We start from the raw sequence: 11,875 nt of genomic DNA on the forward strand, positions 1-11,875 counted from the left end.
AATGCATGCAAACTTTTGCGGAAATCTCAGCAGTTCGTGAACACCTTAAAACCTTTAAACGTGAAGGTCGTAAAGTGGCGTTTGTCCCTACCATGGGCAACCTTCACGAAGGCCACTTAACTTTAGTGCGTAAAGCACGCGAATACGCTGATATCGTTGTCGTAAGCATCTTTGTTAATCCGATGCAGTTTGATCGTGCAGACGATTTAAATAATTACCCACGCACGCTAGAGGAAGACTTAAGCAAGTTAACCTCTGAAGGGGTCGATGTGGTATTTACGCCAACACCAGAAGTTATCTACCCAGAAGGTCTGGATAAGCAAACCTTCGTCGATGTCCCTGGCCTATCAACAATTCTCGAAGGCGCGTCTCGACCAGGTCATTTCCGTGGCGTGACGACGATTGTGAATAAGCTGTTTAACATCGTACAACCGGATGTCGCGTGCTTCGGCGAGAAAGACTTCCAACAACTTGCTGTTATCCGCAAGATGGTTGATGACCTAGCAATGGACATTGAAATCATCGGTGTACCAACCGTACGTGAAATGGACGGTTTAGCAATGAGTTCACGCAATGGCTTGCTTACGCTGGACGAGCGTCAACGTGCGCCTGTACTTGCTCGTACAATGCGTTGGATCAGCAGTGCCATTCGCGGTGGCCGCGATGACTACGCATCGATCATCGAAGATGCAAGCGACCAACTTCGAGCTGCAGGTCTGCACCCTGATGAGATCTTCATTCGTGATGCTCGTACATTACAAGTGATCACACCAGAAACGACACAAGCTGTCATTCTGATGTCTGCGTTCCTAGGCAAAGCTCGTCTTATCGATAACCAAACGGTAGATATGGTTGTCGAAGCGAAGGAAGAAGCTGAATCTAACAATACAAACTCAGAGAACGCAGAGTAAGCTCTGAGTCATAAAAGTAAAAAGGTCGACTCTTAGTCGACCTTTTTTATACTCTACGTATAGACGCAATCTAACCCTTCAGGGCGAGTTTTAAACCGCTTGTGCAGCCACATCCACGCTGGAATATCACGTTTTATCATTTTCTCAAGCTCTTGATTCAAGATGCTTGCCGCTTTAACCGCATTACGTCTCTCGAAACGCTCGCTAATGTCTTTTCCAATGTACAGCGTGTAATGGTGATTTTTACTCACTGTAACGCCAGATATAACCGCGCACTTTGTTGCATCAATGAGAACACTAGACCCGACGGTACTCGCCGCTTGTTCAACAGCAAAAAACGGCGCAAAAACAGAATGGCTAACGCCATAATCATGGTCGGGCAAATACCAAAGTCGATGACCATTTTTCAGAACTTTGAGCATTGATTTCACGTCTTTTCGATCAATCATTTGATGTCCAAAACGAGTTCGACCTCGATGTTGAATAAACTCATAAGCAGGATTCGAATTTGGGCGATAAACGCCATAACCTTGGGCAAACTGGCTAAAAATACGAGCGGTTATCTCCAAGTTTAAATGGTGACTGCACACCACCAACACACCACGTCCATTCTTTTCCTCAGCGAGTAAACGATCTTTTCCAACAATAGAGGTTATCCGACGTATCCGCCAATCTGGCCAAAACCAAGCGATACCGGTTTCGATGATCGCCATTCCAGTATATTGAAAGTTTTTTCGTACTACGTCCTTACATTGCCAATCCGTAAAATCAGGGAAACACAGCTGGAGATTACGCAGAGCGATCTTGTGTCGGCGCTTCATTACATGCATCGCAATACAGCCGATGCTTCTACCTAAGATTCGCAATACTACGTATGGCAGTACATTAACAAGAATCGCTAAAGATCCAAATGCCAGCCATACAGACCAATATTTGGGCTTAAGTAACTGATAGGAGAAAGGCGGCGGCGGGACAATATTCATAGGATCACTCATTTATTACAAATGATTGAAACCTACCATGATAAAAACCGAAAAATTGTATGGGTATGTATTGTTATGCATGCGAAAGAGCAGCGTGAATCGCCGCTCTTTGCTTTATGAGAATGGCTTAGCTTCTTAGCCCAATCCCTTTGGTTACTAGATAATGCGCAATGGCATACAGTGCAACAACAAACACTGCAAGTACACTAAATGAAGTGATAATGCCTACATCCGAGACACCTAAAAAGCCGTAACGGAACGCATTCACCATGTAGACGATTGGGTTGATCTTAGAAACGCCTTGCCAAAATTCAGGCAGAAGACTAATCGAATAAAAGACACCTCCCAAGTAAGTTAGAGGAGTCAATACAAACGTAGGGATGATCGAAATATCATCAAATGTTTTTGCGTAAACCGCATTGATCAGGCCACCGAGAGCAAATACCACCGACGTCATGAAGACAGTCGCGACAATAATGCCCCAGTGCTCCACTTGCAAATCAACGAACAAAAGTGACACACAAGTAACAATTGCACCGACCAACAAACCTCGAGTCACGCCGCCCATCACATAGCCAGCAATAATCACATAGTTTGGTACCGGTGCCACCAGCAGTTCTTCAATATTCTTCTGTAGCTTTGCACTAAAGAATGAAGACGCAACATTCGAGTATGAGTTGGTGATCACCGACATCATGATCAAACCTGGAACAATGTACTCCATGTAACTAAAGCCGCTCATCTCACCAATTCGAGAGCCAATAAGATTACCGAAAATGATGAAGTACAACGTCATCGTAATGGCTGGCGGCACTAAGGTTTGCACCCAAATACGTGTAAAACGAGTGACTTCTTTGCTCAGCAAGCTGCGAAATGCCGTCCAATATAAACCGTACATTTAATTACTCCCCTCTCTTACAATGCTGACAAACAACTCTTCAAGTCGGTTGGCTTTGTTACGCATTGAGAGAACTTTAATGCCATGCTCTGTTAACTGACTGAATACCGAATTCAATCCTTGGCTCTTATCTAGTTCTATCTCTAAAGAGCCATCAACAATACTTTGTCGATTAACACCTTCAAGCTCAGGCACCTCGACTTCTGACTCAATATCCAAGATAAATGTCTCGACGCTTAGCTTACCTAGTAACGCCTTCATGGTGGTATTTTCAATCAGCTCACCACGATTAATAATGCCGATATTTCGACACAGCATCTCCGCTTCTTCTAGGTAGTGTGTCGTTAAAATAATCGTAATTCCTTGCTCTTGGTTGATCTCTTTCAGAAACCCCCACATTGAGCGGCGTAGTTCAATATCCACTCCAGCCGTTGGTTCATCTAAAATGAGTAATTGCGGCTCGTGCATCAAAGCTCTTGCGATCATTAAACGACGCTTCATCCCACCGGATAGGTTACGAGCACGCTCTTGGCGTTTTTCCCATAAATCCAATTTTTTCAGGTATTTTTCTGCTCTTTCTTTGGCTAATACTTTAGACACACCGTAATAGCCAGCTTGCTGCATCACAATTTGCTCAACGGTTTCAAACTGGTTGAAGTTGAACTCCTGTGGCACCAAGCCTAAATTCTGCTTGGCCAATTCGAGGTCGGTATCAATGTCATAACCGAAAACTTTCGTCGTTCCGGAGGTTTTATTCACTAAGGAGGAAATGATGCCAATCGTGGTCGATTTTCCTGCACCATTGGGACCCAGAAGCGCGTAGAAGTCACCCTTTTTCACTTGGAGACTTATACCTTTTAACGCCTCAAAGCCACCTGCATACGTCTTGCGCAGTTGTTCAATTTCTAATGCGTACATAAGGTCTTGATTGCCGTTTGTTTGTGATTACTAATACCGACTCATATTTAGCAGCGGTTTACTACAAAATCGCCTTGGGTATCGTATTGGAGGTCCATCAGTTTATCGTTGAATAACGATGATTACAAATAAACCTTTCGATAATATTGGAAATATAACCCTTATCTCGTAAAGGTTATCTCTGAGTAAGACAAAATAGAGCATAAAAAAACGCAACAGGACACTGTTGCGTTTTTAACTGTCAGAATGATTACGCCGTTATGCGCTGATACTGGTCTGCCTCAACATGTGCCACCGCCGCATTCAATGCTTCGTAACGGAATTGGTACATATTTTCATCAGGCACAAGGTCAATCACATGGAATTTCTCTAGCTGTTCTCGTGTTCGCTCATTCGGGCATAATAAATACACGGCACAATTGGCATCGAGAGCATCCTTAATCGCATTCTCTAACGCCAAACCGACGGTCACATCAATCATTGGTACATCCGTAAGATCGAGAATCATCACGTCATAGTCCGAAATACTAGAGTGCTGACGTGAAATGGCTTTAGAAACACTAAAGATCATCGGACCGGAAAGATAAAAGAACAGCACTTTTCCATTCGCACGATCCAACAAACCACGCTCGCTGTCAGTCAACGGCACATCATCTTCATCCGCGTCGCTGATCGCTTTTACTTGTCGTGCCTGCTCTCGGCTCAAACGCTCGATGATGATAATGTTCGAGATAAAGACGCCTAAACCCACCGCAACGATAAGATCAACGAATACTGTAAGCAGCATAACGCCATACATCACCGCCATTCCGGAAAAGCTTACCTTATGTGCCCTCTGAATAAAGCTCCAGTCTAGGATGTTAAAGCCAACATACACCGCAATGCCTGCTAACACAGCCATCGGGATTGGCTCTGTTAATCCGCCAGCAACCAGTACAACCAACGCCAACATTAGTGCACGAATCACACCAGATAATGGCGAACGAGCCCCAACTTGGATATTCGTTACCGTCCCCATGGTAGCCCCCGCCCCTGGCAGCGCACCAAACAAGCCTGAGATCATGTTAGCTAACCCTTGACCTCGCAGCTCTTTATCTGAGTCGTGTTCTTTACGAGTTAATGAGTCACCGATAACTGCCGTTAACAAAGTATCAATACAACCTAATGTGCCTAGCACTAATGCATCAATGACCATCTCGACAAACATATCTGTGTCAATATAAGGGGCGACGAGAGAAGGTAACCCAGCAGGAATTTCACCGATACGACGAATATCTTCTGTATCAAAGAGAATCACAGACAATAAAGTCACCGCGACCAATGCCACGAGCTGTGCAGGAACGTATTTACGATATTGCTTAGGGAAGAAAAAAAGAATCCCCAAAGTCAGTAGTCCCAAAAACAACTCACTGAACTTAAGGTTAGAAATGGTCTCCGGCAAAGCAGATAACGTTCCGAGTACTCCCCCTGAAGGCGCAGCATGCCCCATCAAAGGCGATAACTGCAGAATGATAAGAATCACACCTATGCCAGACATAAACCCAGAAATAACGCTGTAAGGCATCAAGGTAACGTATTTACCCAGTTTTAACGTCCCCAATAGGATTTGGAATGCGCCAGCCATCATGACAACCGTGAAAGTCATAGCCATGCCCGTTTCTGGGTATTTCGCCATCATACTGGTTAATACTGCGGTCATGATTACCGTCATTGGCCCTGTCGGTTCTGATATTAACGTATTAGAACCACCAAATAACGAGGCAAACAAACCGACCATTATTGCCCCCCAAAGGCCGGCCTCAGCACCGGCTCCGGATGCAACACCAAACGCTAACGCCAGAGGGAGAGAGATAATCGCCGTGGTTACCCCGCCAAATACATCCCCTTTGAAATTGATATCTTCAAAACGACTACCGAACACTGCTGATTTTCCCTGCATTCAATTTTAAAAAGTAAAATATCACTACTTTAACGAGCTAGGCGAAAATTTAAACCATAAATAGATTAAGGCTAAATTCACACCACAAATAGTTTCACCAGATTTTACTTTTTTCTTAATGAAAACTAGTCAGATGAGTCCTATCTGACGAATATTTAACGAGATCGAAATTGTAACATTGTGTATAGTTACAACACTGATCGCTTGCATGTGCACACAAACAGCGGCAGCGATTTTGTCTTTTAAGGGAAGTAGTTTGCAAAATGCCGGAAATAAAACAGTTATTTGAAAACAATTCGAAATGGTCTCAAGAGATCAAATCTGATCGACCTGAATACTTCGCAAAACTCGCTGAGGGTCAAAAGCCTGATTTTCTTTGGATTGGCTGCTCTGATAGCCGCGTTCCTGCCGAGCGACTAACCGGACTATACTCAGGTGAACTCTTTGTTCATCGGAATGTTGCAAACCAAGTTATCCATACTGATCTCAACTGTCTATCGGTCGTCCAGTACGCTGTAGACGTTCTTAAGGTTAAACACATCATTGTCTGTGGGCACTATGGATGTGGTGGTGTAAACGCAGCCATTGATAACCCTAAGCTAGGTCTTATTAATAATTGGCTGTTACATATCAGAGATATCTATTTCAAACACCGCACTTACCTAGATCAAATGCCGCAACAAGATCGAGCGGATAAACTAGGCGAGCTTAATGTTGCAGAGCAAGTGTACAACTTGGGTAACTCAACCATCCTGCAAAACGCTTGGGAGCGTGGGCAAGATGTTGAAATTCATGGTGTGGTATACGGAATTGAAGATGGTCGCTTAGAGTACTTAGGCATTCGTTCTAACTCTAAGGAAACCGTAGAAGCGTCTTACCAGAAAGCTCTTTCGACGATTCTAAATACAGATAACAAGCTGCTTTGTCGCTAAGTCATATCTAAAAGTTGAACAAAAAACGCCCATCTTAGATGGGCGTTTTTTTTATATTTTTAATGCTGCTCTCAATGATTATTCTTGAGGTACAACTTTACCGATGTATGGTAAGTGGCGGTATTTCTGCGCGTAATCAATACCCACCCCAACGACAAATTCATCTGGAATTTCGAAACCAATCCAATCCACAGGAACATTCACTTCACGACGAGATGGCTTATCTAGGAGCGTACAAATAGCGATAGACTTCGGCTCACGTAGCGAAAGAATCTCACGGATTTTATTTAGTGTGTTACCAGTGTCAATGATGTCTTCAACAAGCAGAATGTCTTTACCTTTGATGTCATCATCCAAATCTTTCAAGATACGAACGTCACGTGAGCTTTCCATCGTATTGCCGTAGCTTGACGCAGTCATAAAATCAACTTGGTGAGTCAGTTCGATAGCACGTGCCAAGTCTGCCATAAATACAAATGAGCCACGCAATAAGCCTACCAACACAAGATCTTCACTACCTTGATAACGCTCTGTAATTTGTTTGCCTAATTCACGAACTCGCTCCTGAACTTCTTGCTCAGAAATCATGACTTCTATTGTATGTTTCATACTGTGCTCAATCTAAATTTGTGGGTTGAGGTAAGTCGCACGCAAACGATCACCTAATCTTACGGCGTGTAGTGTATCACCACGTTCATTGGGTTGAAAGTCGCATCCTGTTGCCAAAAAATCTTGGAAGAAGGTCTTAGTTTTATAAAGTTCATAGCTAAATTTATCAATAATAATGACATTACTGTATATAAATTGTTCTACAGATGTTGACCTTGTGCATATGCACCATTACACTCATCACTGCTTTAAGCAACTATTAAAATAATCAATTAGGGGGTTACCCCCAATATCAACTCAAATGGCAAGGAAAATGGATATGGACTCAATTGCAAAGAGACCTAGAACTAGGCTTTCTCCAATTAAGCGTAAGCAACAGTTAATGGAAATCGCATTGGAAGTATTTGCGCGCCGCGGCATCGGTCGTGGTGGTCACGCAGATATCGCAGAAATTGCTCAAGTTTCTGTAGCGACTGTTTTTAACTACTTCCCTACACGCGAAGACTTGGTGGATGAAGTTCTCAATCACGTCGTACGTCAGTTCTCAAACTTCCTATCGGATAACATAGACCTAGACTTACATGCACGTGAAAACATCGCCAATATTACTAATGCGATGATCGAGCTTGTCAGCCAAGATTGTCACTGGCTAAAAGTATGGTTCGAGTGGAGTGCTTCAACACGTGACGAAGTATGGCCATTGTTTGTTTCAACTAACCGTACTAACCAGTTGCTGGTACAAAACATGTTCATTAAAGCAATTGAACGTGGCGAAGTGTGTGACCAGCACGATTCAGAACACTTGGCAAACCTGTTCCACGGTATTTGTTACTCACTGTTTGTCCAAGCGAACCGCGCTAAAGGTGAAGCGGAGCTGAAACATCTAGTGAATTCATACTTAGATATGCTTTGCATTTACAACCGTGAACACTAAAGCTTAGCTCGTAATATATGTCAGCCCACCGTTTGGTGGGCTTTTTATTGTCTGCTGTCAGCTAAGCACACATTTATATTTCTATATAACAAGCATAAAAAAACCGCTGCAATGCAGCGGCTTCTATCATTCAGTCAGAAAAAGCTTACTTCTTCTTAACTGCTTTTTTGTTTGGCAGGTCAGTGATTGAACCTTCAAATACTTCAGCAGCTAGACCTACAGACTCGTGTAGAGTTGGGTGAGCGTGGATAGTCAGAGCGATATCTTCTGCATCACAGCCCATCTCAATTGCAAGGCCGATTTCACCAAGTAGTTCACCACCGTTAGTACCAACGATAGCACCACCGATTACGCGGTGAGTTTCTTTGTCGAAGATTAGCTTAGTCATACCGTCTGCACAGTCAGATGCGATTGCACGACCTGATGCTGCCCATGGGAATGTTGCTACTTCGTACTTGATGCCTTCTTCTTTCGCTTCTTTTTCAGTCTTACCAACCCAAGCCACTTCTGGCTCAGTGTACGCAATTGAAGGGATAACTTTAGGGTCGAAGTAGTGCTTCTTACCAGAGATAACTTCAGCAGCTACGTGACCTTCATGCACACCTTTGTGAGCAAGCATTGGTTGACCAACGATATCACCGATCGCGAAGATGTGAGGAACGTTAGTACGCATTTGCTTATCAACGTTGATGAAGCCGCGCTCGTCAATTTCTAGACCCGCTTTTTCACCGTCGATTAGCTTACCATTTGGTACACGACCGATAGCAACTAGAACCGCATCGTAACGCTCAGCTTCAGCTGGCGCTTTCTTGCCTTCCATTGAAACGTAGATACCGTCTTCTTTTGCTTCAACTGCTGTTACTTTCGTTTCTAGCATTAGCTTGAACTTGTCTTTGATACGCTTAGTAAATACTTTCACGATATCTTTGTCTGCTGCAGGAATTACCTGGTCAAACATTTCAACAACTTCAACTTTAGAACCTAGAGAGTGGTAAACCGTACCCATTTCTAGACCGATGATACCACCGCCCATGATAAGCAGTTTTTCTGGCACTTCTTTTAGTTCAAGAGCGTCAGTAGAGTCCCAAATACGTGGGTCTTCATGCGGGATAAATGGCAGTTTGATTGGACGAGAACCAGCCGCAACGATTGCGTTGTCAAAGTTAACAACTGTTGGCTCACCTTCGCCTTCTACAAGGATAGAGTTAGGGCCAGTGAACTTACCGTAACCGTTAACTACTGTTACGTTACGCATCTTAGCCATACCGCTTAGGCCGCCAGTTAGTTGGTTAACAACTTTTTCTTTCCAGATGCGGATTTTGCTGATGTCTGTTTGAGGCTCACCGAACACAACGCCGTGGTCAGCCATCGCTTTCGCTTCTTCAATTACTTTAGAAACGTGAAGCAGTGCTTTAGATGGGATACAACCCACGTTCAGACATACACCGCCAAGCGTGCTGTAACGTTCAACTAGTACAGTTTCAAGACCTAAGTCCGCACAACGGAATGCAGCGGAGTAACCAGCAGGACCAGAACCAAGTACAACAACTTGGGCTTTAATTTCTTTGCTCATTTTGACCTCTTGTAGTCATTATCCCTAACAGGCTGAGTGGGTATCGATTTTTTATGTTTAAGAGAGATTTGTTTTAAACAGTTATTTTCAGACCGCTAACAGTTTACAGAGATGTTAATGGTGTGAAAAGTAAATCAATTTAGCCTGTGAGCTAGACAACAATTCGATTGTGAAAACCCTGAACGAAGCAAGGCTGATAACCAAATTGTCGGTAATTATGATTAGCAGAGGCGGCTAAGTTGCCGCCTCTCATTCATCTAATTTCTATTACAGAACTAGACGACGAATGTCAGATAGACATGAGTTTAGGTAAGTGATGAAGCGCGCACCTTCAGCACCATCGATCACACGGTGGTCGTATGATAGAGACAGTGGAAGTTGTAGACGCGGTTCGAACTCTTTACCGTTCCATACCGGTTTCATTTCTGACTTAGACACACCTAGGATACCAACTTCTGGTGCGTTTACGATTGGAGTAAACGCTGTACCGCCGATACCGCCTAGGCTAGAGATAGTGAAACAGCCACCTTGCATGTCAGCCGCAGTTAGCTTACCAGCACGTGCTTTCTTAGAAACCGCCATTAGCTCTTCAGATAGCTCGTAGATGCCTTTCTTGTTCACGTCTTTAAATACAGGAACAACTAGACCGTTTGGTGTATCTACCGCGATACCAACATTCACGTATTTCTTCAGAATTAGGCTCTCACCGTCTTCTGATAGAGAAGAGTTGAACGCGGGGAACGCTTCAAGCGCTTTAGCTACCGCTTTCATGATGAACACAAGTGGTGTGATCTTCATGCCAGTGTCTTTCTTCGCTTCAATCGCGTTTTGCTCTTTACGGAATGCTTCAAGAGCCGTGATGTCTGCGTTATCCCACTGTGTAACGTGCGGGATCATTACCCAGTTACGGTGTAGGTTTGCGCCAGAGATCTTCTTAATGCGAGATAGCGGTTGAACTTCTGTCTCACCAAACTTGCTGAAGTCCACTTTTGGCCATGGTAGTAGACCAAGAGCCGCGCCGTCGCCTTTGCCAGATGCTGCTGCACCTGCGCCAGACTCAAGACGCTTAAGTGCATCTTTCACGTAAGCTTGAACGTCTTCTTTTAGGATACGGCTCTTACGACCAGAACCTTTAACCTTAGAAAGATTAACGCCAAATTCACGCGCTAGACGACGAACAACTGGAGACGCGTGAGCGTACTCATCGTTTTCTTTGAAATCGCCAGTCGCTGCTGGAGCTGCTGCCGCCGGAGCTTCTGCTTTAGGAGCCGGAGCTGCAGGTGCTGCCGCTTGAGCTGGAGCTGCTGCAGGAGCAGGTGCTGCACCCGCCACTTCGAATACCATGATTAGTGAGCCAGTAGACACTTTGTCGCCAGCTGCAATCTTGATTTCTTTAACTGTGCCAGCGAATGGTGCAGGAACTTCCATAGAAGCTTTGTCACCTTCAACAGTGATTAGAGATTGCTCTTCTTCCACTGTGTCGCCAACCGCAACCATGATCTCAGTAACTTCAACTTCGTCGCCGCCGATATCTGGAACGTTCACTTCTTTTGCCGCAGACGCTGCTGGAGCTGCTGCCGCAGGAGCTTCAGCTGCCGCTGGTGCTGCTGGAGCGCCTGAACCTGCTGTTTCGAATACCATGATAAGTGAGCCAGTCGATACTTTATCGCCTGCTGCAACTTTGATCTCTTTTAGAGTACCTGCGAATGGCGCTGGAACTTCCATAGAAGCTTTGTCGCCTTCAACAGTTAGAAGAGATTGCTCTTCTTCGATGCTGTCGCCAACGGCAACCATGATTTCGGTAACTTCTACTTCATCACCACCGATGTCTGGTACGTGAACTTCTTTTAGTTCTGCCGCTGCTGCTGCTGGAGCTGGAGCTGCTGCTGGAGCTGCTTCTGCCGCAGGAGCAGGTGCAGCGTCAGCTGCACCCTCGGCTTCGAAAATCATGATTAGAGAACCAGTAGAAACCTTGTCGCCTTCTGCAACTTTGATTTCTTTAACGATACCCGCTTGAGAAGCAGGAACTTCCATAGAAGCTTTATCGCCTTCAACTGTGATCAGAGACTGCTCTTCTTCAACCTTGTCGCCAACGCTTACAAGAATCTCAGTAACTTCAACCTCATCCGCACCGATGTCTGGTACATTAATTTCGATTGCCATTTCTTATCTACCTTC

Annotated in this window: 10 protein-coding genes; 3 read left to right on the forward strand and 7 right to left on the reverse strand. The window is 44.5% G+C overall.

The window, feature by feature from the left end; all coding sequences use genetic code 11:
* The first annotated feature begins 5 nt into the window (after window positions 1-5).
* Window positions 6-911: a pantoate--beta-alanine ligase gene (panC, locus tag R7F07_RS03120; RefSeq protein WP_161440654.1), complete on the forward strand. Its 906-nt coding sequence runs from the start codon at window positions 6-8 to the stop codon at window positions 909-911.
* Between the two features lie 53 nt (window positions 912-964).
* Here panC and R7F07_RS03125 read toward each other — a convergent pair whose 3' ends face one another.
* From R7F07_RS03125 to R7F07_RS03140, 4 genes are all read right to left on the reverse strand, one after another.
* Window positions 965-1,894, reverse strand: coding sequence for a Kdo(2)-lipid IV(A) acyltransferase (locus tag R7F07_RS03125; RefSeq protein ID WP_053304122.1), 930 nt, complete (start codon window positions 1,892-1,894; stop codon window positions 965-967).
* A gap of 127 nt (window positions 1,895-2,021) precedes the next feature.
* Window positions 2,022-2,792 carry an ABC transporter permease gene (locus R7F07_RS03130; RefSeq protein WP_005380002.1) on the reverse strand — a complete coding sequence of 257 codons (771 nt, stop codon included), beginning with the start codon at window positions 2,790-2,792 and terminating at the stop codon, window positions 2,022-2,024.
* Window positions 2,793-3,710, reverse strand: a complete 918-nt coding sequence (locus R7F07_RS03135) for an ABC transporter ATP-binding protein (protein WP_005380000.1) — start codon at window positions 3,708-3,710, stop codon at window positions 2,793-2,795.
* A 250-nt stretch (window positions 3,711-3,960) separates the two neighbouring features.
* Complete coding sequence (locus tag R7F07_RS03140; RefSeq protein ID WP_005379997.1) at window positions 3,961-5,631, reverse strand: SulP family inorganic anion transporter; 1,671 nt, start codon at window positions 5,629-5,631, stop codon at window positions 3,961-3,963.
* A 281-nt stretch (window positions 5,632-5,912) separates the two neighbouring features.
* On the opposite strand from R7F07_RS03140, the gene can reads away from it, so the two are divergent.
* The gene (gene can / locus R7F07_RS03145) at window positions 5,913-6,581 is read left to right on the forward strand and encodes a carbonate dehydratase (RefSeq protein WP_005379996.1); all 669 of its coding nucleotides are present in this window, start codon (window positions 5,913-5,915) and stop codon (window positions 6,579-6,581) included.
* 78 nt (window positions 6,582-6,659) lie between these two features.
* On the opposite strand, the gene hpt is transcribed toward can, so the two are convergent.
* A complete protein-coding gene (hpt, locus tag R7F07_RS03150; RefSeq protein ID WP_005379995.1) occupies window positions 6,660-7,190 on the reverse strand; it encodes a hypoxanthine phosphoribosyltransferase in 531 nt (176 codons plus the stop codon).
* Window positions 7,191-7,509: 319 nt separating this feature from the next.
* On the opposite strand from hpt, the gene opaR reads away from it, so the two are divergent.
* A complete protein-coding gene (gene opaR / locus R7F07_RS03155; protein ID WP_005379994.1) occupies window positions 7,510-8,124 on the forward strand; it encodes a transcriptional regulator OpaR in 615 nt (204 codons plus the stop codon).
* A 145-nt stretch (window positions 8,125-8,269) separates the two neighbouring features.
* On the opposite strand, the gene lpdA is transcribed toward opaR, so the two are convergent.
* Together lpdA and aceF are read right to left on the reverse strand one after the other, a co-directional pair.
* A complete protein-coding gene (gene lpdA, locus R7F07_RS03160; RefSeq protein WP_005379993.1) occupies window positions 8,270-9,697 on the reverse strand; it encodes a dihydrolipoyl dehydrogenase in 1,428 nt (475 codons plus the stop codon).
* Window positions 9,698-9,964: 267 nt separating this feature from the next.
* On the reverse strand, window positions 9,965-11,860 hold the full coding sequence (gene aceF / locus R7F07_RS03165; RefSeq protein WP_171343194.1) for a pyruvate dehydrogenase complex dihydrolipoyllysine-residue acetyltransferase: 1,896 nt from the start codon (window positions 11,858-11,860) through the stop codon (window positions 9,965-9,967).
* Between the last annotated feature and the right edge of the window lie 15 nt (window positions 11,861-11,875).

Origin of the sequence: Vibrio sp. YT-16 (assembly GCF_033337405.1) — a bacterium.
Lineage (GTDB): Bacteria > Pseudomonadota > Gammaproteobacteria > Enterobacterales > Vibrionaceae > Vibrio > Vibrio alginolyticus.

What these genes read in the sequence shown, in the direction of transcription:
- can (WP_005379996.1), top strand. Translation starts at nt 5,913, where the DNA reads ATGCCGGAAATAAAACAGTTATTTGAAAACAATTCGAAATGGTCTCAA.
- panC (WP_161440654.1), top strand. Translation starts at nt 6, where the DNA reads ATGCAAACTTTTGCGGAAATCTCAGCAGTTCGTGAACACCTTAAAACC.
- lpdA (WP_005379993.1), bottom strand. Translation starts at nt 9,697, where the DNA reads ATGAGCAAAGAAATTAAAGCCCAAGTTGTTGTACTTGGTTCTGGTCCT.
- hpt (WP_005379995.1), bottom strand. Translation starts at nt 7,190, where the DNA reads ATGAAACATACAATAGAAGTCATGATTTCTGAGCAAGAAGTTCAGGAG.
- R7F07_RS03135 (WP_005380000.1), bottom strand. Translation starts at nt 3,710, where the DNA reads ATGTACGCATTAGAAATTGAACAACTGCGCAAGACGTATGCAGGTGGC.
- aceF (WP_171343194.1), bottom strand. Translation starts at nt 11,860, where the DNA reads ATGGCAATCGAAATTAATGTACCAGACATCGGTGCGGATGAGGTTGAA.
- opaR (WP_005379994.1), top strand. Translation starts at nt 7,510, where the DNA reads ATGGACTCAATTGCAAAGAGACCTAGAACTAGGCTTTCTCCAATTAAG.
- R7F07_RS03130 (WP_005380002.1), bottom strand. Translation starts at nt 2,792, where the DNA reads ATGTACGGTTTATATTGGACGGCATTTCGCAGCTTGCTGAGCAAAGAA.
- R7F07_RS03125 (WP_053304122.1), bottom strand. Translation starts at nt 1,894, where the DNA reads ATGAATATTGTCCCGCCGCCGCCTTTCTCCTATCAGTTACTTAAGCCC.